The sequence below is a fragment of the Kitasatospora sp. NPDC001527 genome (assembly GCF_040298605.1).
GTDB lineage: Bacteria > Actinomycetota > Actinomycetes > Streptomycetales > Streptomycetaceae > Kitasatospora.
The window spans coordinates 70,917-93,947 of record NZ_JBEPAM010000034.1; the positions used below are offsets into that span (position 1 = coordinate 70,917).

Genomic DNA, 23,031 nt, shown 5'->3' on the forward strand with positions numbered 1-23,031 from the left:
GACCACCCGCGCACGCCGACCCCGAGAAGACGAAACGTTTCTCCTCCGGAGCCGAGGGCCGCTCACTCGATCCCCCACGCATGCCGACCCCCGGGGCGCAGAAGCGTTCCCTCCCCGGAGCAGGAAGTCGACCCACCCGACTTCCCGCTCCCCGGCCGCCCGCGCCTGCCGCCCCCCCCCCGAATCGCAGAAGCGTTTCTTCTGCGGAGTGGGAAGTCGGCCCGTCCGACTTCCCGCTCCGGGGCCGCCTGTGCGCCCCGGGGCCTCGGGGGTGGCGTACGTCTCCAGGAGGAGGCGGACGGTCCCGACCTCCGCCACCGGTTTGATCATGAATAGGACCTCCCGGCCTACCGGCCGGTACCGCCCGCCTCCTAGGCTCGAACCGTTCACCGCCACACCGCCGGTGACCAGCGACAACGGGCCGGGATCCGGCCGTGCGACGACAGACCGGGAACGATGACCACCTACCGCCACACCCTCGCCGAACTCCGCGGGCAGCTGCGCCAACTCGTCCTCAGCGGGGCCGCCATCGCCCTTGGCGTCGCCTTCCTCATCGCCTCGGTCAGCGGCAGCGGTGCCCTCGTCGACTCCTTCAGCCAGACCGCCGCCGCCGAGGTCGGCCCCGGCGACGTCCAGATCACCCGCCCGGCCACCGGCGCCGCCCTGGACACCGCCGCCGCCGAGCGGGCCCGGCAGGTGCCCGGAGTCGCCGCCATCGCCCCGCGCCTGACCGGCCGCGGCGGGCTGCTGACCGCCGACGGCCGCCCGCTCGACGCGGACGCCGTCGTCAGCGCCGTCGCCGCCGACCCCGCGCTGCGCTGGCAGCTCCTCAAGTCCGGGCAGTGGCCCACCACCCCCGGCGAGGTGCTGCTCGACGCCGACACCGCGCAGCGCCTCGGCGTCCGCCCCGGCGCGGACGTCCGGCTCACCCGGGCCGACGGCACCCCCGCCACCGCCCGGCTCACCGGCACCCTGGACGGCCGCGGCGCACCCAGCCTCTCCGGACACCCCGTCATCGCCGTCCCGGAGCAGGCCGTCGCCCGGTACTCCGCGGGCGCCGTCGCCGAGCGGCTCGACGTCCGCCTCGCCCCCGGCGCCTCCGCCACCCGCGCCGTCGACGCGCTGCGCGAGGCGCTCGCCGCCGACGGCACCGCCCCCGAGGTGCACACCCGGGCGGCCTCCGTGCAGAACGCCACCCGGGAGAGCCGCACCCTCTACGGCGTGGTGCTGATCGCCGCGCTCTCCTTCGTCCTGATCGCGCTCGCCGTCGCCCGGATGGTCGTCGGCAACACCTTCACCGTCGTGCTCGCCCAGCGCACCCGCCAGCTCGCGCTGCTGCGCTGCGTCGGCGCCGACCGCGTCCAGGTCCGCCGGCTGATCCGCCGCCAGGGCCTGCTGCTCGGCGTGGGCGCCTCCGCCGCCGGCGTGCTGCTCGGCCTCGGTGTCTGCGCCGCCAGCCAGGCCGTCGCGGCCACCGCAGACCTCGGCCCGGTCCACCTCTCGCTCACCCCCTCGCCGCTGGTCTGCGCCCTCGCCGCGCTCTTCGGCGTCCTGCTCACCCTGCTCGCGGTCCGCGGCCCCGCCAAGGCCGCCTCCGCCGTCCCGCCGATCGCCGCGCTCGCCGACGCCGGACACGCCGCGGCGGGCGGCACCGGGGCCCGGGTCCGGGCCACCGTGTGGGCGGTGTTGCTGCTGGTGGCCGGCACCGCCCTGGTCGTGGCCGGCGCGCTCGCCGCGCCGCCGCTCTCCCTGCTCGCCGTCACCGTGGGCGCCATCGCGAGCTTCTTCGGCGTCCTGCGGCTCGCCCACCGGCTGCTGCCCGCCACCGTCGCCCTGCTCGGCGCCCCGGCCCGCCGCCTCGGCGGCACCGCCGGACGCCTCGCCACCCAGCAGCTGCGCCGCAACCCGCTGCGCACCGGCGCCACCGGCTCCGCCCTGCTGCTCGGGGTGACCATGATGGTCGGCGCCGTCACCGCCCTGGAGATCACCTCCAACTCGCTGGTGTCCGTGGCCTCCGCCCGCCAGCCCGGCGTGTTCTCCGCGACGAGCGCCGCGGGCGGCGCCGTGCCCGCCGGGGCGCTCACGGCGCTCGCCGGGGAGCGCGAACTGTCCGTCACGCCGGTGTACTCGGCCACCGTCCGCGTCGACGGCCGCGACACCGTCATCGCCGCCGCCGACCCCGCCCGGCTCAACCCCGACGCCGACGACGTCGACCGCGCCCGCGCCCTGACCGACGGCACCGCACTCGGCGGCCTCGACGGCGGCCGCACCCTCACGGTGACCGGCGCCACCGGGCGCCCCGATACCACCCTGCGCGTCGAACCCGGCCGCAGCGCCCTCCCGTTCACCCTCCAGAGCGGCGCCACCCTGCTGGTCACCCCGGCCACCCTGGAGCGGATCGCCCCCGGCGCCCCCGCCACCACCGTCTGGATCGCCCCCGCGCCCGGCACCGGCCGCCCCACCGCCCTGCGCGCCATGGACCGCGCCCTCGCCGCCCATCCGCGGCTCACCGTCACCGACACCGCCGCCCAGGCCGAGACGCTGCGCTCGCTGCTCGACCGGATGATGCTGATCTCGATGGCCCTGCTCGGCTTCTCCGTCGTCATCGCCGGCCTCGGCGTCGCCGCCGCCCTCGTCCTCAGCATCGACGAACGCGCCCGGGAGATCGGCATGTTGCGTGCCATCGGGATGTCCCGCACCCAGCTGCGCCGGATGCTCACCCTGGAGGCGCTGCTGCTCTCCCTCGCCACCGCCCTGCTCGGCACCGCCCTGGGCGTCGGCTACGGCTGGGCCGCCGCCCGCTCCGTCACCGCCACCCTCGGCACCCTCGGCGGCCCGCCCGTCCTGCTCGTCCTCGCCGCCCTCGCTCTCACCGTGCTCACCGGCCTCGCCGCCGCCGTCCTCCCCGCCCGCCGGGTCGCCCGGATGACCGCCGTCGCCGCCATGCGCACGACCTGACCGCCAACGCCGCCATGTGCACCACATGACCGGCGCCGCCGTCCTAGGATCGGCGCATGACCAGGGACATGCGGATCGAGCAGGCCGAACTCCGGTACGAGAACGCCGTGTTCGGCGGGGACGGCAGCGGGCTGGCGGAGGCGGAGCGGGAGCTGGACGGGGTCGAGGCGGAACTCGCCCTGGCCCGCGGGAAACTGCTGCACGCCCGCTTCCTGGCGGACCGGGTCGAATACCCGCGCGAGCTGGAGCTGTTCGAGCGCGCCGCCGGGCTGTACCGGGAGCTCGGCGACGCCCGGGGCGAGGGCGAGGCACTGTTCTGGGCCGGAACGTTCCACCAGGTCGTCCGGGACGACGCGCCCGCCGCGCTCCCCGCCCTGGAGCGCGCCCTCGCCCTGGCCACCCGCGGCGGGGACCTGCTGACGATGTCCTACGCGCTGCGGCACCTCGGGATCGCCGCCCACACCGCCGGGCGGCCGGACGAGGCCCGCGAGCGGCTGGAGGAGTCGACCCGCCTGCGCTGGGAGCTGGGCTTCCTGCCCGGCGTGGCGGCCAACCTGGTCGGCCTCGGCTACCTCGCCGCCCAGCAGGACCGCCGGGAGGACGCCGCCGCGCTGCTCGAAGAGGCGACCGACCTGGCCACCGCCGCCGGGGCCCACGGCATCCTGCGCCAGGTCGCCGACGCCCGCAAGGACCTCGGCCTCCCGTAGCGACGGAAAACCCGTTGGCCGACGCCCGCCCGGCGGGTACGGTGCGGGCACGATCCGAGGAGGTGGGCCGGTGCGGCCGCTGTTGCTTCTTGACGTCGACGGACCGCTCAACCCCTATGCCGCCAAGCCCCACCGAAGACCCGAGGGCTACGGGACGCACCGGCTGCTGACGCCACGCTGGGAGGCCGCCGAACGCCGGCGGTTACAGGAGTACGGTCTGCCCGACAAGGCGGTCCGACCGCTGCGCGTCTGGCTCAATCCGGCGCACGGACCGGCGCTCACCGCGCTGCCCTTCGACACCGTCTGGGCGACGACGTGGGAGCACGAAGCCAACGACTTCGTCGCACCCCTGCTGGGGCTGCCCGTGCTCCCCGTCATCGTCTGGTCCGACCCCCGGCCGCGGCCGGAGGGCGGCGTGTTCTGGAAGACGCCCGACATCGTCGCCCGGGCGCGCGACCGCCCGTTCGCCTGGGTGGACGACCAGATCACCGACGCGGACCGGGCATGGGTCCGCGCCCACCACGACGGCCCGGCCCTGCTGCACCGGGTGGACGCCCGGACCGGCCTGACCGCCGCCGACTTCACCGCCCTCGCGGAGTGGGCGGCCGCCGTGCTGTCCCACCGCCCCGGGCGGTGAGGACCGCGGTCAGGGCGGTGAGGGCGGCGAGGGCGGCCCAGGCGGGGGTGTAGCCGCCGGTCGTGTCGCGGAGCAGGCCGAGGGCGGGCGGCGCGAGGATCACGGCCACCTGGTTGACGGCCATCACCAGGCCGAGCGCGAAGCCGGTGCGCCCCGGCGGGGCGGCCTCGGCGAGATGGGCGACCCAGGGGCCGTACCAGCCGATACCGAAGAAACCGAGCCAGGTGAACAGCACGGCCACGCCCACCGGGTGGTGGCCGAGCGGGGTGGTGAGCGCGAGCAGGCCGGCCACGGCCGCCGCCATGCTCACCAGCACGGGGCGGTAGCGGCCCGCCCGGCTGCGGTCGCTCCACGCCGCGAGCCCGATCCGGCCGAGCATGCCCGCCAGTTGGGACGCCACCAGCACGGCGCCCGCCGCACCCGCGCCCAGGGACGTCGCGTCGTGCAGGTACAGCGCGCCGAGCACGCCGAGGCCGCTGTGCACCGACACCATGGCCAGGCCCGACAGCAGCGCCCTCGCCAGGGCGGGCCCGCGCAGCAACCGGAGCCGGTCCACCGGTCGGCCTTCCCCCGAACTCCCCTTGGCCGCAGGCGAGTCGGGTACGACCCCGGGCGGCGTCCGGTGGAGCGCGGTGAACGCGACGGCCCCCGCCAGGGCCACCAGCCCGCCCGCCACCAGGGCCGACCGCCAGCCGTGCGAGGCGGCGAGCAGCGGCAGGACGGCCACGGCGAGCGCCCCGCCCAGCGGCAGCCCGGCCTGCCGGACGCCCATGGCGAACCCCCGCCGAGCGGGGTCGAACCAGGCCGCCACCGCCTTGCTGCCGCCGGGCTGGATCGTGCTGTACCCGGCACCGACCACCAGCAGGACGGCGAGCAGCGACGCGTACCCCGGCGCCAGGCTCCCGGCCAGCAGGCCCGCCGCGACGATCCCGGCCCCGAGGCCGACCACCCACCGCTCGCCGTACCGGTCCAGCAGCTCGCCGGCCACCACCAGGCCGACCAGCGGCACCAGTTGGGAGGCGGAGAGGAGCAGGCCCAGCCGCGTCGCGTCGAGGCCGAGCGCGTCCCGCAAGGGGACGGCCATCGCCCCGATGCCCTGCACGAAGAAGCACGCGGCGGCCTGGGTGAAGGTGGCGGTCGCCAGGATCACCCAGCGGTAGCCGGGGGCGCCCGGAGCGGTGGCGGGGCGACTCACGGAATGGCCTACGGGCCGACTCGTGGGGTGACTCATGCCGGTCCATGCTGGTGTCATGGTCTTGTGCACCTCAACCCTTACGGCGAGGACGCCGTCCACCTGGCCGTCGCACTGACGAACCGGCGGCCGCGGAGCGTCGGCGAACTGGTGGCCCGCTGCCGCGCGGCCGGCCTGCTGATCGACGGGCCGGGCACGCCCGCGGACCTGACGCGCACCCACGCCCTGCTGGACGTCTGGCAGACCGTGGTCGACGCGGCGGACGAACGCGGGCGCGCGGCCCGGCTCAACCTGATGCTCGCCGCCGGCACCGCCCACCCGCGGCTGACCGACCACGCGGGCGACGGCTGGCACCTGCACTACCGCGACGACCACCTCCCGCTCGGCGACCTGCTGTTCGCGCTGATCGCGACCGGCACCGCGCTGCACCTGGCGGGGCGCGGGATGCACCGGCTGGGCCGGTGCGCCGTCGCGGAGTGCGAGACGGTCTTCGCCGACACCTCCCGGACCGGACGCCGCCGCTACTGCTCCCCGCGCTGCGCCAACCGCGACGCCGTCCGGCGCCACCGCGCGAACCGCCCGGCGGCGGGCTGAGCGGGCGCAGGGCCGATCGGATGGGATCACCAGGCTCTTCGGGCGGCCCACGCACCGCCCTGGCGACCGGCCGGTCCCCGGTCGCCGACGGTCGGCTGAGCAGACCCCTCCCCGAGCCGCGGAGAGGCCCCGGACCATGAGAAGACGCTCCACCGCCGCACCGCCCGGCCCCACCCGCACGCTCGCGGCGGCCACGCCGGCCCGCCCCCGCCCCGCCCGGACGGGGGCCGGGCGGGGCGGGTGATCCGGACGGGCGGATCAGGCGGGCGGGTCAGGGGTCAGGGGTCAGGGGCAGAGGCGGCCCGGGCGGCACTCGGGGTCCTCCGGGCCGGTGCCGCCGGGCTTGTAGTTGGACCACCAGATGGGCGTGTTGCCGTAGTAGATGACCAGGTTGCCGCTGTTCTGGATGGCGAGGTAGGCACCCGTGTGGTACGGGGTGCGGCTGTTCCAGACCGCGCGCATGGCGGCGTCGTAGGCGACGAGGTTGCCGTCGGCCTGCATGTAGAGGTAGGTGCCGACGCCGTAGGTGCCGACCGCCGTCCAGATGGCGACGTTGTTCTTGTACAGCACCACGTGCCCGTCCCACTGCTGGTACAGCACGGTGCTGCCGTCCGGGGAGGACCAGCTCTCCCCGCGGTTCAGGCCGGCGGTGCCGTAGATGACGGTCTGGTCGGCGTCGGACACCGCGGTGGCGGCGGCGGGAGCCGCGGCGGCGGGAGCGCTTCCGGCCGGGGCGCCGTCGGCCGCGTGGGCGGTACCGCCCAGCAGCCCGGCCGCCATCAGCACGGCCCCGAGGGCGACACCGGTGCGGGGGACGAGGGAACGCGCGATTCTCATGACGGGCACTCTCCTGAAGTCGCTGCTGCGTGGGGCACGGTGAGGGACGTTCCGGTGCACCGGCGCCGGCTCGGCGTCGGCCGCCCGGCCAGTCTCGCCGTGGGCGAGAAGGCCGGGCAAAGCCCTTCGACGCCCCTCGAATCCGGGCGCCCCACGGGGCGGGAGGAGGGTCAGTCCGCGTCCGTCTCCACCGGTTCGTCGGCGCGCTGGTCCTCGGTGCGGCCCAGGCGCCAGTAGCCCATGAAGCAGACGGCGCGCCGGTCGTAGCCGCGTTCGCCGACCAGGTGGCGCCGCAGCCGGCGGACGTCCCCCGCCTCGCCCGCGATCCACGCGTACGGCGTGCCGTCCGGCAGGTCGGCGGCGCGGACGGCGTCGGGGAGGGCCGGGGTGCCGGGGGTGCCCCGGTGCAGCCAGGTGATCGCGGTACCGGGGCGGTCGGCGGGCAGGTAGGCGTGCTCCCGCGGCCCGGCGACCTCGGCGAACACCCGCACGGGCAGGCCGGCGGGCAGCTCGTCGAGGATCGCGGCGACGGCGGGCAGGGTGGACTCGTCCCCGGCGAGCAGCACCCAGTGGGCCCCGTCGGGCAGCCGGAACTCGACACCGCCGGCCTCCTCGACGGCCGGGCCGCAGACGATCACCCGGTCGCCGGGCGCCGCGGTCACGGCCCAGCGCGAGCCGGGTCCGTGCTCGCCGTGGACGGCGATGTCGATGTCCACCTCGTCGGGGTCGCGGCGCTGCGCGCGGACGGTGTAGGTGCGCAGCACCGGGCGGACGGCGGGGTCCATGGCCCGCCAGCTCTGGTACCAGCCGAACTCCTCCTCGCCCTCGGGCATGAGGGGTTCGCTCTGCCCGGGGAGGGGCAGCAGGAGCTTCACCCGCTGGTCGAGGCCGCCGTTGACGAACCCGGCGAGGCCGGGGCCGCCCAGGGTGATCCGGGCCATGTGCGGGGTGATCCGGGTGGCCCGGACCACCTGGAGCGGGAAGAGCAGGAAGCGCGCGGGGGCGGTGGTGCTGGTCAGGGCCGTCTCCTCTCATCGCAATTTAGGTAAGGCTAACCTATTTAACGATGCGTTCGCCGGGGGTACAAAGCCCGAACGCGCTGCCCGGGTGTCACCGCGGGGGCGGCCCCGGACGACGGACTCAGCCCGTCTCCGCCCCACCATCCTCGACCTCCCGGAGCGGATGGGCCTCGGCGAGCGGTGGCTCCTCCTCCGCCGGCGCCGGGGCCCACGGGCCCGGTCGGCCGCGGAGGCCGCCCGCCACGAAGAAGTACTCCGCCCCGCCCACCAGGGCGGCCACGATCCGGCCGGTGCCGTTCCAGGTCACGTCCATCTCCCCCGTCCGCCAGACGCTCGGGTCCCGCTACAGGTGGGCGCTGCGCTCGCCGAAGGCCGCCGGGCCGCACGACGGGGGCGCGAAGTCCCGGACGTCCGGTGTCATGAGCCTCAAGCGTATCCCTGAAAGAGCGGTTGAGACTTTCGCGGTCCCGGCCCGGGGAATCGCGTATAAAGTCTCAAAGTGGCAAGCAACCCCGAGAAGACCAGGACGAACCTGCGCCCGGCCGACCTCGCGCGCGAGCACGGCCTCTCCGCGCAGGCCGTGCGCAACTACGAGCGCGACGGCTTCCTCCCGTCCGCCGACCGCACCCCCACCGGGTACCGCGTCTACACCGAGCGGCACGCCCGCGCCCTGCGCACCTTCCTCGCGCTCGTCCGGGCGTACGGGCACGGGACCGCCGGAGCGATCATGAACGCCGTCCACGACGGCCGCACCGACGACGCCCTGACCGCCGTCCACCGAGGTCACGGCGGGCTGCTCCGCGACCGTGAGACCCTCGACGCCGTCCGCGGAGCCGTCGAGCACCTGACGGCGGCCGCCGTCCCCGGGGATCCCGTCGGCCCCCTCCCCCGCACGATCGGCGACCTCGCCCACCGGCTCGGGCTCACCCCCGCCACCCTGCGCACCTGGGAGGCGGCCGGCATCCTCCGCCCCGCGCGCGACCCCGCCACCGGCTACCGGGTCTTCCACGCGGCCGACGTGCGCGACGCCGACCTCGCCCATCTGCTGCGCCGCGGCGGCTACCGGCTGGCCGACATCTCGGCGGTCGTCGGGCAGATCCGCACGGCCGGCGGGACGAGCGCCCTCGCCGCCACCCTGGCCGACTGGCGGCAGCGGCTCGACGACCAGGGTCTCGCCATGCTGAACGCGGCCGCGCAACTCCACAACTACCTTGTGCCGTAGGCCATATCATCGTTCGCATGGTCAACCGGAACAGTCGCCCCGCCCCCGTCCCGGCACTGCCCGACCTCCTGGAGAACCGCGCGCTGCTCGCCTACTTCCGTGAGCGCGCGACCCTGCCGAGCGGCCCGAAGGACTACCGGCTGGGCCCCTGGCAGCTCCACACGCACCCCGACTTCTGCGACCGGCTCTCCGAGCTGGCGCCGCGTCACCCCGTCGAGGGCGCCTACGGCGTGCCGGTCCTGGCGTTCGAGGGCGTGGCCGCCGTCGTCGCCTGTGGCATGTCCCTCCTGCTGGTCCGCCTGCCGGTCCTCCCCGAGGACATCGAGCCGGGGCCGCCGCTGCCGCCCCTCACCGACGGCGAGTGGCGCTCGGTCGACGGCTACCCCCAGGACCGACCCGGCGCCGAAGGCAGGGCCCGCCTCACCGCCCTGGTCCGCGAAGCCCTCCTGCACGCCCGCGACCTGAGCCGCAACCGGCCCCGCTACTGACCGCGCGGAGGTGGGTCCTTCCGGGCGCACGATCGTTCCCGGAACTCCCTCCGGAGCGGAAAGCCGCAGGCCGGAGCCTTACCGGTGGGCCGGCATAGGGGCCCATGACGCTCCTGCTGCTCGCGCCCCGGATCAACGAGACCGGGCTCCAACTGCTCACCCGCGCCCGCCGTCGCGGGCTGCGGGCGCACACCCCGGTGCGCTGGGAGGTCCCGGCCGAGCTCGCCGGGCTGCGGCCCGCGCACCTGTACGGCGGCCCGCTGTTCGCGGACATCGCCGCCGGGCCGCTGGGCGTCGTCCCGCTGGAGCCGCCCGCCGACTGGCTCACCGCGCTGCCCGCCGAGCTGCTGTCCCGCCGGGTGGAGTGCACCACCCTGGCCGAGGCGCGCCGGCTGCGCCGCCCGGCGTTCCTCAAGCCCCCGGCCGACAAGCTGTTCCCCGCCCGCGTCCAGCCCGACGGCAGCGGCCTGCCCGGGCCGGACGCGCTCGCGTTCGCGGCGGACGTCCTGGCGGCGGGCGGCCTGCCGAGCGCCGCCGTGGTCGCCGTCGGCCGGCCCGCCGACGGCGGCTGGGCGGTGGCCGAGGCCGACCCGGCCTGGGCGAGCGGCGGTTACGCCTGCGACCCGGACCAGGTCCTCGATGTCGTCCTGCGCGCCGCCGGGCCCGCCGACGCCCTCACCCCGGCGGACCGGCGCTACGCGCGCCCGGTCCCGGAGGTCGTCCGGTAGATCCTCTCGTCCGGTCGGCCCTCTCGTCCGGGGCCCGGCCGGGATCAGACGCGGTCGAGCGGGCGGTGCGGCCGCTCCGGCAGCTCGACCTCGATCGGGTCGCCGGGGCGGACCACGCCGCCCGCCAGCACCACGCTCATGATCCCGGCCCTGCGCACCACGTTCCCGGCTCCGTCCCGCCCGACGACCTGCTTCAGCAGGCCGTCCTGGAAGCCGTCGATCTGCAGGCACGGGTTGCGCAGCCCGGTGACCTCCAGCACCGCGTCCGCCCCGATCCGCAGCAGCGCGCCGGTGGGCAGGCCGAGCAGGTCGATCCCGCGCGTGGTGACGTTCTCACCCAACTCCCCCGGCGCCACGGCGAATCCGTGCTCGCCCACCTCGGCGAACAGCTCCTCGTGGATGAGGTGGACCTGCCGCAGGTTCGGCTGCGTCGGGTCCTGCGCGACGCGCGACCGGTGCCGGACGGTCACCCCCGCGTGCACATCCCCCTCCACCCCGAGCCCGGCGAGCAGCGTGATGCTCTCCCGGTTCGGCTTGGTGAACGAGTACTCCCCGTTGCTGCTGACCGCGGCGACCGTTCCACTCATCTGCGCGAAGCCTTCCGTTCGGGGTGCTGATGATCAAGTATCCCAACGTCCGCAGGCACCTGTCACCGTCCTCCGGGAGGAGATTCGGTGGTGATCCGTCCCCCTAGGGTGGCGGATGACCAGCGAGAACACCGACCCGTTGTGGAGGACGTCTTGGAACCCGACCCCGCCGCAGAGACCACAGAGACCGCAGTAGCCGCAGTGGCCGCAGTGGCCGCAGTGGCCGAGGAGCTCACCGCGATGGCCGCGGCGGACCACCGGGCCACCCACCGGGCGAACAGCGACGACCCCGCGGAGCAGCTGGCGTGGCGCCGCCTGACCGCGCGGCACGCGGACCGCCTCGGCGAGATCATGGACGCCCACGGCTGGCCGACCGCCGACCGGTTCGGCGCGGACGCCGCCCGGGCCGCCTGGCTGATCGCGCAGCACGCCGACCGGCAGCTCGACGTCCAGCGGCGCGCCCTGCGGCTGATGGAGCAGGCGGTGTCCACCGGCGCCGCCGACCCGCGCGACCTCGCCTTCCTGCGCGACCGCACCCTGGTGAACGAGGGCCGCGAGCAGATCCACGGCACCCAGATCGCCGGCGTGCGGGACGGCGCCCCGGTCCCCTGGCCCTGCGAGGACCCCGAGCACCTGGACGAGCGCCGCGCGGAGGTCGGCATCCCCCCGTTCGCCGAATACGTCGCCCGGTTCGCCCCGGCCTGAGCCCGAGCCGCCCCGCGCGCCCTCAGCGCTCGCGCGTGATGCGGAACAGGACGTTGGGGCGCAGTGGGCCGTCGGGGACGGTGGGGTCGTCGAAGTCGTCGGCCGGGTCGGTGGTCATGCCGATGCGGCGCATCACGGCCTGGGAGCGGAGGTTGGACGCCGTGGTGACGGCGAGGATCTCCGGCAGGCCGAGGGCGTCGAAGCCGTGGGCGAGGACGGCGCGGGCGGCCTCGGTGGCGTAGCCGTGGCCCCAGGCGGTGCGGGCGAGCCGCCAGCCGATCTCCACGCCGGTGAACGGCAGGCCCCCGTCCACCTCGTCCAGGCCCACGAAGCCGATGAACTCCCCCGTGGCCCGGACCTCGACGGCCGACCAGCCGTAGCCGCGGCGGTCGAAGGCGGCCTCGAAGCGGGCGACGGAGGCGTCGCTCTGCTCGCGGGTGAGGAGGTCGCCCAGGTGCTCGCGGACCTCGGGGTCGGCGTTCATGGCTGCCCAGGGTTCGAGGTCGGAGTCACGCCAGCGGCGCAGGAGGAGGCGGCCGGTGTGCAGATCGGTCATGCCGCCCAGCCAACGTGATCCCGGCCGCGGGGGCAAGCCGGTTTCCGGCGGCACGACCGGCAACGGACACGCGGGGTTCGGCCCCGGGTCGGCCTGGCCGGCCGTGGGCCCGCACGCCCGGGACCGGTCGCGCCCGGACCGGTTTCACGGGTGTCCGGACTCCGCGCCGGACGCGCCGAGTTCGCCCTCCCCGCCCGGCGGGACCTCGACGACGAAGAAGAGGAAGCTCATCTTGGTCGAGAGGTGCTGGAAGTCCTTGGGGAACAACTCGCGCGCGGCCGGGTCGGGTTGGGGTTCGCTGAGGACGGCGAGGCGGAAGCCGGCGGTGGTGAAGGCGTCGGTCATGGCGTGCAGCGGCCTGCGCCAGAACGTCACCGGGTAGGACTTCCCGTCGAAGGTCCACTCGTCGGTGTAGCTGGTGGTGGCGAAGTAGTCGGGGCGGGGCTTCTGGATCGCGTAGTCGACGAACGGGTGCTGCACCGAGGCGATCAGGCGGCCGCCGGGCCTGAGTACGCGTCGCAGCTCGGCCAGGGTCGGCCCCCAGTCCTCCAGGTAGTGCAGCACCAGGGAGGCGACCACGTCGTCGAACGCCCCGTCCTCGAAGGGCAGGCGCTCGGCCAGGTCGCCCACGTGCAGGTCGGCGTCCTCGCCGAGCCGCTTGCGGGCCAGCTCCAGCATGCCCTCGCTGGCGTCGAGGCCGGTGACGGCGGCGCCGCGCTCGTGCAGGGCGGCGGTCAGCGCGCCGGAGCCGCAGCCGGCGTCCAGGACCCGGCGGCCGGCCACGTCCCCGGCGAGGGCCAGGATCGCGGGCCGCGCGTGGTAGGCGTTCAGGAGGTTGTTCTCGGCCTCCGCCGAGTACGCCTCGGCGAAGCCGTCGTAATCGTTCACCCGGACCGCAGCCGCCGCCTCGGGATCGTCGCTCACACGATTCATCACCGCAGCCTAGCCCGGGCGGCGACGTGCTGCAGCAACACCGTGGGGGACGGCATGACGGCGTACCAGGTGTTGGCGCTCTCGTCCTCGACGGGGGCCCAGGCCGCGACCACCGGCAGTTCGCAGTGCTCGCCGCTCTCCAGCGGCGGCAGCCGCCACGTCACGCCGTGGCTGTCGGAGTCGACGCCCCAGCCGGTGAACGAGCGGTCGTACACCTCGTCGACGAGGTCCTTCCAGCGCCGCGGCGCCTCGCGCGTCTCGCCCTGCCGGCAGATCGCCTCCTCGTCGGGCCCTCCGACGGTGAGGCGGGTCCGCTCGTCCTCGACCGTGATCGCGGCCATGGCCTGCCCGCCGTCCCAGCCCGCGTCGGCGCCGCCGGGCAGCGGCTCCGACAGCGCCGCCGAGAACCGCACCCGCCCGAGCGCCGCCCGGGCGTCGATCCGCCAGACCGCCGCGAGGCAGCCGGTCAGCGGGCCGAAGACCTCGGGGTCGAGCTGGGCGTCGTACGGGGTCAGCAGCAGTTCGACGCGGGCCGAGGGATGGTTCCAGCGGGCGGCGGTCGCGCCGCCGGGCAGCGCGAAGAGCTCGTCGGGCAGCGGCGGGAGGGCGCTGTCCCCGATCGCCGTCCCCAGCGCCAGCGGGCCGAACGGCGTGGTGAGCACGGGCCGCTCGGCGGGCCGAAGGCGCGTGCGGGGGAAGGCCGGGAGCAGCATCGCGCCAGCGTACCGGGGCGGCCAGGTGCCCGGAGGGGCCGTGCGAGGGGAGCCGCCGCGACCGTCCCGGGAGGTCTCGGCAACCGCCCGCGGGTGCGCAGCCGGTCCGCGAACTCCCTTTCGGCGGGCTGCTGTCGAGCGTCCGGGCCCTGGGCGGGCTACTCCAGCATGCGTTCGGCGTCCTCGGGGACCCAGGGGAAGGGGACGTCGGGCCAGCGGGCGGCGGACCAGGCGTCGGGGTCGACGGCGAGGACGGCGTCGACGAAGACCTGCGGCGGACGGTAGCCGTGGGCGGTGATGTAGTGCGTGATCAGGAACGGGGCGGCGTAGGCGATGCCGGGCTCGCCCGGGATCCGCACCTCCCCGTTGCCTTCCGGGGTCTCCGCACCGGGGCAGAGGTCGCAGTCGTGCCACCCGAGGCAGACGTTCATCCACTGGACCTGCTGGACGGCCTTCAGCTTCGCGAGGAAGGCGGGAGGTACCGGCCCGGTCGGGTACGGCCGGCCGGCCTCCAGCCAGCCGACGTTCAGCCGGGTGTACGCCGGACGGTACCAGAGCGCGTAGAAGCCGGACTCCTGGTCCGTGAACGAGTCGACCGGCCGGTACTCGTACGCGGTGAGATCTTCGTAGAACACGGGCTCATCATCGCCGGGGGCCGGCGAGGGCGTAGAGGGCGGTGCCGGTGGTGGCGAGGGTGAGGGCGGTGAGGGTGGCGAGAGCCGTGCCGGGCGGCAGGAGGGGCCAGGTGAGGATCCGGGTGGCCAGGTCGGGGGCGGGCGGGAGGACGAAGGAGGCGCAGAGCCAGCCGAACGGGAGCAGCCAGGCGCAGGCGCGCCCGAAGCAGACGGCGCCGAGGGCGGCGAGGCCGGTGAGGCCGGCGCTGTCGCGGACGGTGACGGCGAGGGGGCCCGGCGGCAGGACGGCGGCGGCGAGGACGGCGCAGAGCAGGACGTGGGCCGCCCGGCGGGGTGGCCAGCGCAGGGCGGCCGTGCGGTCCAGGGCGTGGTCCTGGCCGCCGAGTCCGGCGGCCAGGGCCATCGCTGCGGCGGCGAGCAGGAGGGCGGACGCGCGCGGTCCGCCCAGCCCCCCGTCGCCGAGCCGGGCGAGGGCCGCCAGTGTCGCCAACACGGCTAGCGCTGCGGGCAGTTGACGTGAGCGCGCGTACAGGATCAGCCATCTCACCGGGTCGCACCGCCCGCCAGCACGTCGAGCGGGTCGTCGGTGCAGGAGACGGCGGCGGTGTGCAGGGCGGCGATCCGCCGGCGCTGCTCGTCGGGCGGGAGCGCGCTGAACGCCTGCCAGGCCGGGGCGGCCAGCTCGGCCTGGTCCCGCGCGCCGAACATGGTCCCGTCGAGCGGCCGCAGGTCGCCGAGGACCCAGGCGGCCGCGATGCTCTGGGCGACCGTCTCCGGCAGCGTGCCGCTCTCGCGCGTGCTGCGGGGGTGGCAGAGCGGGGCGATGCCCTGGCCGACCAGGGCCCGGGTCAGCGTCTCTCCCCCGGCGGCGCCGATGGCCGCGTCGTCGAAGTCGACGAGCAGCGCCTCACGCGGGCGTTCGGGCCTGGCGCCGATGGCGCGCGGGGCGGTGGTCTCGCGGACGGCGGCGGGCGCCTGGTCGCCGAGGACGCCGCGCAGCAGGCCCAGCGCGTCCCGGCCGGGGCCGGCCAGTTCGTCCAGGCGGGCCCGGTGGGCCGCCGTCACGCACACCGGTCCATCGCACACCGGGGCGGTCGCGGCCAGGTCGAGGACGTAGGTGTCCCGGGGGTCGGCGGGGAGCACGGGCAGTGCGAGCGCCGCGCCCGCGAGGAGCGGGGTGAGGGCGAGCAGCCGGGCGCGCCGGGAGCCGGCGGCCAGCAGGGCGAGGCCGGTCGCGGCCAGGCCGAGCAGCCAGAGCGTCTGCCCGAGGTGGACGGGGGCGGCGAGGGTGAGGAGGGTCTGGCGGACGTCGGCGACGGTCGGGGACAGCAGCGAGAGCCGGTTCGGGACGGCGGAGGCGGGAACGGCGGCGTCGGTGGTCTGGCGCAGGAGGTTGGTCAGCACGAAGCCGGCGACGGCCAGGGCGGGCGGGGTGAGCAGGGAGGGCAGGGTGCGGGCGACGCCCATGCCGAGGACCGCTCCGGCGGCGAGGGCGAGCGCGCCCACCAGCGAGATCGGCAGCCAGCCGGCGCCGGTGGACGCCGCGCCGCCAGCGAGCAGCCGCACCGCGCCGAACAGGACGAGCAGCGCGAAGGCCCCGGCGAGGGCGAGCGCCGTCGGGCCGGCGAGGGCGGCGGCGCGGTGGCGGGCCGGCCGCGGGGTGGCGGCGAGCAGTTCGGCGGTCCCCGAGCGGTGGTCGCGCAGCCCCTGCAGCGCGCCGAGGCCGAGGGCCAGCGGCCACAGCAGGACCAGCAGGTTCCGGGTCCACAGGGCCATGGACGTCCACTGGGCCGTCCACAGCGTGGTGCCCTTCGACCAGGGCCCGGGGGCGAGTTCCAGGAGGGCGAGCGCGATGGCGAGCACGGCGGCGCCGGCCCAGGGGGCGACGGAGCGCCGCAGCTCGGTGCGCAGCACCCGCAGGGGGAGCCTCACCAGGCACCTCCGGCCCGGGAAGGGGCGGCGAGGAGGGCCGAGTAGCCGCGCTCCAGCGGGCTGTCGCCCTCGTGCTCCGGGCCGCCGGCGGCGGCCAGCCGCTCCGGGGTGCCCTGGAAGACCAGCCGCCCCTCGGCGAGGAGCAGCACGTCGGTGCAGGCGGCGGCGACGTCCTCCACCAGGTGGGTGGAGACCACGACGCAGGCGTCCGTGCCCAGTTCCTGGAGCAGTTGGCGCAGCCGCAGCCGCTGCGCCGGGTCCAGGCCGACGGTCGGTTCGTCGAGCAGCAGGACGGCCGGGTCGTTGACGATGGCCTGGGCGATGCCGGCCCGCCGCACCATGCCGCCCGACAGGGCCTTCATCCGCTCGTCCGCGCGGTCGGCGAGGCCGACCCGCTCGACGGCGCGCTGCACGGCGGCCGGGATCTCCGCCGGGGGCACCTCCTTCAGCCAGGCCATGTACTCGACGAACTCCCGTACGGTGAAGCGCTTGTAGTAGCCGAAGCCCTGCGGCAGGTAGCCGATCCGGCGGCGCAGCGCCCGGTACTCGCCCGGGCCGCCGAGGGGCCGGCCGAGGAGTTCCAGTTCGCCGCCGGCCGGGCGCAGCACGGTGGCCAGGGCGCGGATGAGGGTGGTCTTGCCCGCGCCGTTGGGGCCGAGCAGGCCGTGGACGCCGCTGCCGAGGGTGAGGTCGAGGCCGTCGACGGCCAGCCGCCTGCGGCCGGCCCTGACCTTCAGTCCGCTCGCCCGGATCTCCCAGGCGTAGCGGGTGGGGGCGAGGTCGGCCGGGTTCACCGGGGGCATCGCGTGGTTCCTGTTCTTCCGGAGTGTCAACGGTTCCGCCCCCAGGCCGCGTACGCGCCCCGGCGGGCGAGGACGACGGCGGCGCCGAGGGCGAGGAGCGCGCACCACAGCGGCAGGCCGTCCGCGCGCAGCACGGCGGGCGTGCGGCCGGCGGCCAGGGTCGGCGCGGCCACCGCGGCGGCCCAGGCGGCGGCCAGGGCGACGGCCGCGCGGGTGACGCCGATCAGGCCGCCGAGCGCCAGCGTGGCGGAGGTGCACGCGAGGCAGGGCAGCAGCCACTGCGCGGCCGTCAGCCCGGTGGCCCAGCCGGCCGCGAGCAGGGCGGGGATCACCGCGGCGAGCACGGCGACGGTGCGGCGCAGCACCAGTGCCAGGCCGGCGCGCGGGGTGGCGGCGGTCAGTTCGTGGGCGGGGTCGAGGCCGCGCGACCAGGAGACCACCACTCCGGCCACCGGCAGGACGGGGGCGAGCAGCAGGACCAGGGAGATCCGGCCGGAGCCGGGGCCGGCGAGGTCCAGCAGCAGGGCGAGCAGGGTGACGGCGAGGACCATGGCCAGCCACGGGGTCATGGCGGGCGTCGCCCAGGTCGCGAGGCGGGCGGTCAGGCGGCGGCGCGGCGGGGCGGGGGCGGCCCGGTCGAGGCGGGGGGCGAGGTCGGCCCAGACCGCGTCGGTGAGTGCCGCCAGACCGGGGGCGGCGCCGGTGAGGGTGGCCGCCAGCCGGTCGCGGCAGCCGCGGCACGCCTCCAGGTGGGCTTCCAGGGCCCACACCTCGTCGGCGGCGAGGCCGGCGGCGCCGCGCGCGTAGTGGTCGACGAGCCGTGCCGACGCGTGTTCGGTGCCGCTCATGCCAGTGCCTCCCGCATCGCGCTCCGGGCCCGGCGGGCGCGGGTCTTGACCGTGCCCTCGGGCAGTCCGAGGACCACCGCGGTCTCCCGGACGGACAGTCCGTCGAGCACCATCGCCTGCAGGACGTCGCGGAGTTCGGGCGCCAGGCGCCGCAGGGCGTCCCCGACGTCGCCGCCAACGGTGGCCACCAGCGCCTCCTCCTCGGCGGCCGGCGCCACGGCGTGCGGGGCGGCGGCGGCCGGCGGCCGCGCGTGGTGGGCGCGGCGCCGGAAGGCGTCGACGAGACGGCGGGCCGCGATCGTCCACAGCCAGCCGAGGGCCGTGCCGCCGGTGCCGGTGCGGCCGCCGGCGAAGGAGCCGGCCGCCCGCCAGACCGCGAGGTACGTCTCCTGCATCACCTCGGCGACGATCTGCTCGTCGGCGCAGCGGCGGCGCAGCCGCACGGCCAGCCACGGCGACGTGCGGCGGTACAGCTCCTCGAAGGCGGCCCGGTCTCCCCGGGCCACCCGCCGGAGGAGGCCTTCCTCGTCCAGGTCCTGCGGCGGTGCCGCCTTGGCGCGTTTCACACCTGCTAGACGCCGGGAACGACCTGCGGGTTTTCCCGCGGGCGTGATCCCGGTCACACGAGGAGGCCCGCCGGGGCGGAGCCGTCGACCCGCCCGGGGTTTTCAGATGACATCATCAGTGTCATCATGACACCATGAGTGTCAGTCAGGAGCCCGGCGGGGACGGGCGGGCCGTCGAGGGTCTGCTGGACGACGTGATCCGGCGGCTGTGGCCGGTGCACCGGGTGATCGTGCGGGCGGTCGAGCGCGGGCTGGCGGGGACCGGGATGACGGCCGGGCAGCACGCGGTGCTGGACGCGCTGCGGCGCGGCGGGCCGCGGACCGTGCCCCAGCTGGCCCGGGCGCTGGACCTGGACCGGCAGCCGGTGCAGCGCCTGGTGAACGACGCCAAGGCGCTAGGGCTGGCCGAGACCGTGACCAACCCGGAGCACCGGCGCTCCTCGCTGGTGCGGCTCACCCCATGGGGCGAGTCGGTGCTAGCCCGGGTGCAGGTCGCCGAGCGGGACGCGCTGCGCCACCACCTCGGCGACCTCGACCCGGCCGAGGTCGCCACCGCCCTGCGGGTGCTCGACCGGCTCGGCGAGGTGTTCCACGAGCTGGAGCGGGCGGCCGGCGAACGCGACCGAAGCGACCGGGACGATCGAGGAGTGGACGGAACATGAGCAGGACGCGCACCGGCACCGCACCCGTCACGGGCGGCGAGCTGGCCTACGAGGTCGCGCAGGGCACCGGACCGGCCGTCGTCCTGCTGCACGGCGGCATGCTGGACCGGCACAGCTGGGACGAGGAGTTCGCCCGGCTCGCCGCCCGCGGACGGCACGTCGTGCGCTACGACGCCCGCGGACACGGCCGCTCCTCCACCGTCGGCGGCGACTACGCCCACCACGACGACCTGCGGGACCTGCTCGCGCACCTGGACGTCCCGCGCGCCGTGCTGGTCGGGCTCTCGCTCGGCGCCCGGATCGCCCTGGACACCGCGCTCACCCACCCCGAGCGGGTGGCGGCGCTGGTCCTCACCGCGCCCGGCGTCAGCGGACGGCCGTTCACCGACCCCTTCGTGACGCACCACACGGAGCGGCAGATCGCCGCGCTGGGCACCGGCGGCGAGGAGGGCGTGCACCGGTTCGTGGAGCACTTCCTGCGGATCTGGGCGGACGGCCCGCACCGCTCCCCCGCCGAGGTGGACGGCGCGCTGCGGGAGCGGCTGCGCGCCGGCGTCACCGCCAACCTGCTGCGCCACGCCGCCGGGCTCGGCGCCGGGCGGCCGCGGGAGGCGGGCGCGGCCGAGCGCCTCGGCGAGCCGGCGGTGCCCACCCTGGTGCTGGCCGGGGAGCTGGACAGCACCGACATCCTGGCCAACGCCCGGGCTGTCGCCGACGCCGTCCCGCACGCCCGCCACGCCGTCCTGCCCGGCGCCGCGCACATGGTCCCCCTGGAGCACCCGGACCTCTTCGCCCGCGAACTGGACGCCTTCCTCGCCGCCCTGTGACGACCGGGCACGGGCGGGGACGCCCGCCGGCGGGCGAGGCGCGCGCAGCCGCGGCGCAGCACCGGGCAGGCGCGGCGGGCGGGACCGGGGAAGGCGGGGTCGGTGGTCATGGCCGACCAGCGGACCGGCCGCTCCCGGGCGCGGCGGCGCAGTCCGGGGCCGGCGGTCTCCGCCGGGCGGCCCGGCCGGCGGGCCCGGCGCCGGCCGCGCAGAGCGTTGAGGAGGACGTACCGAAGTCCACCACGAGCACCGGCTCGGCCACGCTCCACCCCTGGAGGCACCCGGCCGGGGTGAGGTGTCGGCCCGGGCTTCGCGGCGAGGACAGCGGCGGCGGATCTTCCCGTTCCGCCGGGCGTGCTCAGCCCGCCAGGCCGTGGCCGACCAGTCGGCTGCGCAGCCCCGCCAGTTCGCGCCGGACCAGCGGCGGCAGGCCGTCCTCGCCGTCACCCGCCGCCAGCACCGACGCGAGCAGCTCGGCGGCGGCCCGCGGGTCGTGGGCCAGCAAGTGGCAGTCGGCCACCCGGACGGTGAACAGCAGGCGCGCGGACGGCAGTTGGTCGGGCGCGAGCAGGGCGAGCGCGGTCTCGGCGGCGTCCACGGCGCGGCGGGCCAGCCGGGGGTCGTCGACGGCGGCGGCCGCGTCGCGCAGCGCGGCGGCGGCGCCCGCCTCGACCCGCAGGCGCATCGAGGCGATGGAGAGCCAGGCGGCGTCGGACTCGTCGTGCACCCCGATGTGGTCGAGGTGGTGCCGGGCGCGGGCGATGTGGCGCACGGTGGCCCGCACGTCGCCGGTCATGGCGTGGGCGCGGGCAAGGCCGATCTGGCCCATGGCGCCGGCCCAGTGCCGGTCGGGGGCGACCCGGACGATCTCGTGGGCGTAGCCGACGGCGGCGGCCGGGTCGCCGTCGAGGCGGGCGAGGAAGCTCATGTCGCTGAGCGCGGCGACCTGGGTGGCGGGGTCCTCGGCGAGTTCGGCCCAGCCGAGGGCGCGCGAGAAGCAGGCCATGGCGGTGGCGTTGCGGCCGTCCTGCATGCGCAGCGCCCCGGCGGCGTGGGCGTACTCGCCGGCGAGCCGGGCGAGCGGGCGGCGGGCGGGGCCGGCCGGGTGAGCGGCCAGGCGGCGCAGCACGACGCGCAGGGTGTCCTCGACGGCCTCGGTGCCGGGGGCGGCGGGGGTGTCGCCGGCCCGCAGGTGCGCGGCGAGCAGGCCGGCCAGGGCGTGCACGGTGTCGGGGTCGAGGGGCGGGACCGCGGCGGGGTCGGCGGCCCGGAAGGCGGCGTGCAGGGCGGCGAGTTCGGCGGGCGAGGGGACGTCGCAGCCCGCCGCGTCGTGGAGCGGGCAGAGCAGCCCGTAGTCGGGCAGGCGGACCGGCAGCTGGGTGGCGAGGCCGGGCGGCAGGGCGGGGGCGAGGGCCGCGACGGGCGGGCCGGGCAGCGGGGCGCGGGTCCAGTCGGAGGAGACGGGCGCGCCCGCCGGCGGGGCGGCGGCAGGGCCGGCCGGGGCGGGCAGGGCGCCCTCCTCGGCGAGGCGGCAGGCGTCACGCAGGTCGCCGCCGGCGAGGAGGAGGTCGTCGAGGCGGTCGGCGATCCGGGGGCTGGTGCGGCGGGTGCCGTGTTCGAGCTTGCTGACGGCGGTGTGGTCGTAGCCTATCTCGGCGCCGAGCTGGGCCTGGGTGAGACCGGCGCGGCGGCGCCACTGGCGCAGGCGCAGCCCGAAGGCCCGCCAGGCCTCGGCCTCGGCGGGCTTGGTCGCCGCCCGGTTCCGGTGCACGGGGCTGCCCTCCCGAGTGCGTTCCGGGCCTTCCTGTGGGGAGGTCCGCTGAGGAGGACGGTACTGGACGCGGCCCCCGGCGTACATGCAGTGGTCTCAACCACTTTGGGTTACTGGTCTCTACCTCTAGCCCCTTTGGTCTCAACCTCTCAACGCGGTGCGCGCGGCGCCGGGCACCGGCCGCGGCACGGCCCGCCACCTGCGCCGCAGCACCACTGACCATCAGTTTCCTTCGAACGCACCCGACTTGGGACGACTTGACGGAACTTGCCAACCGCCCACCGCGCACGCCCGAGCCGTTGACCGGGCCATGACGGCGTGTGAGGGTTCCGGCACCCGAGCGCGGACGCCCGCACCGCCGTCCCCCAAACGGCCCCCGCGGTGAGCGCCCTGACGGCACGCCGTCCGCGATCGAGCACCCCCACGTTCGAGGAGCCTCGGAATGAAACGCAGATTGCTGACGGCGGGCACCACCCTGGCCGTCCTGGCCGGCATGCTGACCGCCACCGCGGTCGGCCAGGCCGCCGCCGACCCGGGTCCGGCCGCATCGGCGCCGCCCAGCGCCCTGGCCGCCGCCGTGAGCGCCGCCGACCGGGCGGCCGCGGCAGGCCTGGACGCCCTGGCCAAGGGCCCCGACGAGACCTACGAGCGCCAGTCCGTCACCCCGTGGGTGGGCGGCCTCTACTCGGTCGCCTACGAGCGCACCTACAAGGGCCTGCCGGTGGTCGGCGGCGACGCGGTCGTCCTCGCCGACGGCGAGGGGAAGGTGCGCGGGTCGCAGTCCGCCGCCGCCGGCCCGGTCGGTGTGCCGACCACCCCCCTGGTCAGCGCCGCCGACGCGGAGAAGACCGCCCGCACCAGGCTCGCCCAGGTGGACGGCGTGGAGTCCCGCCGCCTGGTCGTGCGCATCCTGGACGGCACCGGTCGACTCGCCTGGGAGACCGTGCTCAAGGGCCGCACCGCGACCGCCCCGAGCACCCTGCACGTCTTCGTCGACGCCCGCAGCGGCGAGGTCGTCGACAGCTACGACGACGTGCGGGCCGGCACGCTGAACAGCAAGTGGAACGGCCCCTCCCCCACCATCAGCACCACCGGCTCCGGCAGCTCCTAC

Annotated in this window: 25 protein-coding genes and 1 pseudogene; 11 read left to right on the plus strand and 15 right to left on the minus strand. The window is 76.6% G+C overall.

The window, feature by feature from the left end:
• Window positions 1-456: 456 nt before the first annotated feature.
• From ABT238_RS26375 to ABT238_RS26385, 3 genes are all read left to right on the plus strand, one after another.
• The gene (locus ABT238_RS26375; RefSeq protein WP_350793990.1) at window positions 457-2,958 is read left to right on the plus strand and encodes an ABC transporter permease; all 2,502 of its coding nucleotides are present in this window, start codon (window positions 457-459) and stop codon (window positions 2,956-2,958) included.
• Window positions 2,959-3,014: 56 nt separating this feature from the next.
• Entirely contained in the window at window positions 3,015-3,665 is a 651-nt protein-coding gene (locus ABT238_RS26380) for a tetratricopeptide repeat protein (protein ID WP_350571099.1), read from the plus strand.
• 79 nt (window positions 3,666-3,744) lie between these two features.
• Window positions 3,745-4,302 (plus strand): HAD domain-containing protein, encoded by a 558-nt coding sequence (locus ABT238_RS26385; RefSeq protein WP_350794004.1) that lies wholly within the window; start codon window positions 3,745-3,747, stop codon window positions 4,300-4,302.
• Here ABT238_RS26385 and ABT238_RS26390 read toward each other — a convergent pair.
• Window positions 4,247-5,497 (minus strand): MFS transporter, encoded by a 1,251-nt coding sequence (locus ABT238_RS26390; protein WP_350793991.1) that lies wholly within the window; start codon window positions 5,495-5,497, stop codon window positions 4,247-4,249. The two genes, ABT238_RS26385 and ABT238_RS26390, sit on opposite strands and share 56 nt — an antisense overlap.
• A 63-nt stretch (window positions 5,498-5,560) precedes the next feature.
• Here ABT238_RS26390 and ABT238_RS26395 point away from each other — a divergent pair, with 63 nt between their 5' ends.
• Entirely contained in the window at window positions 5,561-6,088 is a 528-nt protein-coding gene (locus ABT238_RS26395) for a CGNR zinc finger domain-containing protein (protein ID WP_350571101.1), read from the plus strand.
• 285 nt (window positions 6,089-6,373) lie between these two features.
• On the opposite strand, the gene ABT238_RS26400 is transcribed toward ABT238_RS26395, so the two are convergent.
• From ABT238_RS26400 to ABT238_RS26410, 3 genes are all read right to left on the minus strand, one after another.
• Window positions 6,374-6,925: a hypothetical protein gene (locus tag ABT238_RS26400; protein WP_350571102.1), complete on the minus strand. Its 552-nt coding sequence runs from the start codon at window positions 6,923-6,925 to the stop codon at window positions 6,374-6,376.
• 170 nt (window positions 6,926-7,095) lie between these two features.
• A complete protein-coding gene (locus ABT238_RS26405; protein WP_350571104.1) occupies window positions 7,096-7,896 on the minus strand; it encodes a siderophore-interacting protein in 801 nt (266 codons plus the stop codon).
• 169 nt (window positions 7,897-8,065) lie between these two features.
• Window positions 8,066-8,257, minus strand: coding sequence for a hypothetical protein (locus tag ABT238_RS26410; RefSeq protein WP_350793992.1), 192 nt, complete (start codon window positions 8,255-8,257; stop codon window positions 8,066-8,068).
• 186 nt (window positions 8,258-8,443) lie between these two features.
• Here ABT238_RS26410 and ABT238_RS26415 point away from each other — a divergent pair, with 186 nt between their 5' ends.
• The 3 genes from ABT238_RS26415 to ABT238_RS26425 all read left to right on the plus strand — a co-directional run bounded on the left by ABT238_RS26415 (window position 8,444) and on the right by ABT238_RS26425 (window position 10,382).
• Complete coding sequence (locus ABT238_RS26415; protein WP_350793993.1) at window positions 8,444-9,166, plus strand: TioE family transcriptional regulator; 723 nt, start codon at window positions 8,444-8,446, stop codon at window positions 9,164-9,166.
• A gap of 17 nt (window positions 9,167-9,183) precedes the next feature.
• Window positions 9,184-9,654, plus strand: a complete 471-nt coding sequence (locus ABT238_RS26420; RefSeq protein ID WP_350571109.1) for a hypothetical protein — start codon at window positions 9,184-9,186, stop codon at window positions 9,652-9,654.
• A 104-nt stretch (window positions 9,655-9,758) separates the two neighbouring features.
• Window positions 9,759-10,382 carry an ATP-grasp domain-containing protein gene (locus ABT238_RS26425; protein WP_350793994.1) on the plus strand — a complete coding sequence of 208 codons (624 nt, stop codon included), beginning with the start codon at window positions 9,759-9,761 and terminating at the stop codon, window positions 10,380-10,382.
• 44 nt (window positions 10,383-10,426) lie between these two features.
• On the opposite strand, the gene ABT238_RS26430 is transcribed toward ABT238_RS26425, so the two are convergent.
• Entirely contained in the window at window positions 10,427-10,969 is a 543-nt protein-coding gene (locus ABT238_RS26430; RefSeq protein WP_350571111.1) for an MOSC domain-containing protein, read from the minus strand.
• A 201-nt stretch (window positions 10,970-11,170) separates the two neighbouring features.
• On the opposite strand from ABT238_RS26430, the gene ABT238_RS26435 reads away from it, so the two are divergent.
• Window positions 11,171-11,674 carry a DUF6624 domain-containing protein gene (locus ABT238_RS26435; protein ID WP_350793995.1) on the plus strand — a complete coding sequence of 168 codons (504 nt, stop codon included), beginning with the start codon at window positions 11,171-11,173 and terminating at the stop codon, window positions 11,672-11,674.
• 22 nt (window positions 11,675-11,696) lie between these two features.
• Here the strand turns inward: ABT238_RS26435 and ABT238_RS26440 are convergent, their stop codons facing one another.
• The 9 genes from ABT238_RS26440 to ABT238_RS26480 form a co-directional block, all read right to left on the minus strand.
• Complete coding sequence (locus tag ABT238_RS26440) at window positions 11,697-12,230, minus strand: GNAT family N-acetyltransferase (RefSeq protein WP_350793996.1); 534 nt, start codon at window positions 12,228-12,230, stop codon at window positions 11,697-11,699.
• Window positions 12,231-12,374: 144 nt separating this feature from the next.
• On the minus strand, window positions 12,375-13,163 hold the full coding sequence (locus ABT238_RS26445) for a class I SAM-dependent methyltransferase (protein WP_350571117.1): 789 nt from the start codon (window positions 13,161-13,163) through the stop codon (window positions 12,375-12,377).
• On the minus strand, window positions 13,163-13,876 hold the full coding sequence (locus ABT238_RS26450; protein WP_350793997.1) for a hypothetical protein: 714 nt from the start codon (window positions 13,874-13,876) through the stop codon (window positions 13,163-13,165). Before ABT238_RS26450 ends, ABT238_RS26445 begins: the two co-directional genes overlap by 1 nt.
• Before the next feature lie 158 nt (window positions 13,877-14,034).
• Complete coding sequence (locus ABT238_RS26455) at window positions 14,035-14,511, minus strand: DUF7919 family protein (protein WP_350793998.1); 477 nt, start codon at window positions 14,509-14,511, stop codon at window positions 14,035-14,037.
• A gap of 7 nt (window positions 14,512-14,518) precedes the next feature.
• Window positions 14,519-15,058, minus strand: coding sequence for a hypothetical protein (locus tag ABT238_RS26460; protein ID WP_350793999.1), 540 nt, complete (start codon window positions 15,056-15,058; stop codon window positions 14,519-14,521).
• Window positions 15,055-16,443, minus strand: a complete 1,389-nt coding sequence (locus ABT238_RS26465) for a hypothetical protein (protein ID WP_350571122.1) — start codon at window positions 16,441-16,443, stop codon at window positions 15,055-15,057. The genes ABT238_RS26460 and ABT238_RS26465 overlap by 4 nt, the downstream gene beginning before the upstream one ends.
• Window positions 16,440-17,246 (minus strand): ATP-binding cassette domain-containing protein, encoded by an 807-nt coding sequence (locus ABT238_RS26470; RefSeq protein ID WP_350794000.1) that lies wholly within the window; start codon window positions 17,244-17,246, stop codon window positions 16,440-16,442. The genes ABT238_RS26465 and ABT238_RS26470 overlap by 4 nt, the downstream gene beginning before the upstream one ends.
• Window positions 17,247-17,272: 26 nt before the next feature.
• On the minus strand, window positions 17,273-18,094 hold the full coding sequence (locus ABT238_RS26475; protein WP_350794001.1) for a zf-HC2 domain-containing protein: 822 nt from the start codon (window positions 18,092-18,094) through the stop codon (window positions 17,273-17,275).
• Complete coding sequence (locus ABT238_RS26480; protein ID WP_502884382.1) at window positions 18,091-18,660, minus strand: RNA polymerase sigma factor; 570 nt, start codon at window positions 18,658-18,660, stop codon at window positions 18,091-18,093. The genes ABT238_RS26475 and ABT238_RS26480 overlap by 4 nt, the downstream gene beginning before the upstream one ends.
• A 134-nt stretch (window positions 18,661-18,794) precedes the next feature.
• On the opposite strand from ABT238_RS26480, the gene ABT238_RS26485 reads away from it, so the two are divergent.
• Complete coding sequence (locus tag ABT238_RS26485) at window positions 18,795-19,322, plus strand: MarR family winged helix-turn-helix transcriptional regulator (RefSeq protein ID WP_350794002.1); 528 nt, start codon at window positions 18,795-18,797, stop codon at window positions 19,320-19,322.
• Window positions 19,319-20,149: an alpha/beta fold hydrolase gene (locus ABT238_RS26490; protein WP_350571128.1), complete on the plus strand. Its 831-nt coding sequence runs from the start codon at window positions 19,319-19,321 to the stop codon at window positions 20,147-20,149. Before ABT238_RS26485 ends, ABT238_RS26490 begins: the two co-directional genes overlap by 4 nt.
• Before the next feature lie 358 nt (window positions 20,150-20,507).
• On the opposite strand, the gene ABT238_RS26495 is transcribed toward ABT238_RS26490, so the two are convergent.
• Window positions 20,508-21,920, minus strand: a complete 1,413-nt coding sequence (locus ABT238_RS26495) for an NsdA family TPR-like regulatory protein (protein ID WP_350794003.1) — start codon at window positions 21,918-21,920, stop codon at window positions 20,508-20,510.
• A gap of 442 nt (window positions 21,921-22,362) precedes the next feature.
• Here ABT238_RS26495 and ABT238_RS26500 point away from each other — a divergent pair.
• Window positions 22,363-23,031, plus strand: a pseudogene (locus ABT238_RS26500) (peptidase M28); the annotation flags it as partial.

Excerpts from the sequence above, each read along its gene's own strand:
- ABT238_RS26375 (WP_350793990.1), top strand. The coding sequence starts at position 457 with ATGACCACCTACCGCCACACCCTCGCCGAACTCCGCGGGCAGCTGCGC.
- ABT238_RS26380 (WP_350571099.1), top strand. The coding sequence starts at position 3,015 with ATGACCAGGGACATGCGGATCGAGCAGGCCGAACTCCGGTACGAGAAC.
- ABT238_RS26400 (WP_350571102.1), bottom strand. The coding sequence starts at position 6,925 with ATGAGAATCGCGCGTTCCCTCGTCCCCCGCACCGGTGTCGCCCTCGGG.
- ABT238_RS26410 (WP_350793992.1), bottom strand. The coding sequence starts at position 8,257 with ATGGACGTGACCTGGAACGGCACCGGCCGGATCGTGGCCGCCCTGGTG.
- ABT238_RS26420 (WP_350571109.1), top strand. The coding sequence starts at position 9,184 with ATGGTCAACCGGAACAGTCGCCCCGCCCCCGTCCCGGCACTGCCCGAC.
- ABT238_RS26425 (WP_350793994.1), top strand. The coding sequence starts at position 9,759 with ATGACGCTCCTGCTGCTCGCGCCCCGGATCAACGAGACCGGGCTCCAA.
- ABT238_RS26430 (WP_350571111.1), bottom strand. The coding sequence starts at position 10,969 with ATGAGTGGAACGGTCGCCGCGGTCAGCAGCAACGGGGAGTACTCGTTC.
- ABT238_RS26440 (WP_350793996.1), bottom strand. The coding sequence starts at position 12,230 with ATGACCGATCTGCACACCGGCCGCCTCCTCCTGCGCCGCTGGCGTGAC.
- ABT238_RS26445 (WP_350571117.1), bottom strand. The coding sequence starts at position 13,163 with ATGAATCGTGTGAGCGACGATCCCGAGGCGGCGGCTGCGGTCCGGGTG.
- ABT238_RS26450 (WP_350793997.1), bottom strand. The coding sequence starts at position 13,876 with ATGCTGCTCCCGGCCTTCCCCCGCACGCGCCTTCGGCCCGCCGAGCGG.
- ABT238_RS26470 (WP_350794000.1), bottom strand. The coding sequence starts at position 17,246 with ATGCCCCCGGTGAACCCGGCCGACCTCGCCCCCACCCGCTACGCCTGG.
- ABT238_RS26475 (WP_350794001.1), bottom strand. The coding sequence starts at position 18,094 with ATGAGCGGCACCGAACACGCGTCGGCACGGCTCGTCGACCACTACGCG.
- ABT238_RS26485 (WP_350794002.1), top strand. The coding sequence starts at position 18,795 with ATGAGTGTCAGTCAGGAGCCCGGCGGGGACGGGCGGGCCGTCGAGGGT.
- ABT238_RS26490 (WP_350571128.1), top strand. The coding sequence starts at position 19,319 with ATGAGCAGGACGCGCACCGGCACCGCACCCGTCACGGGCGGCGAGCTG.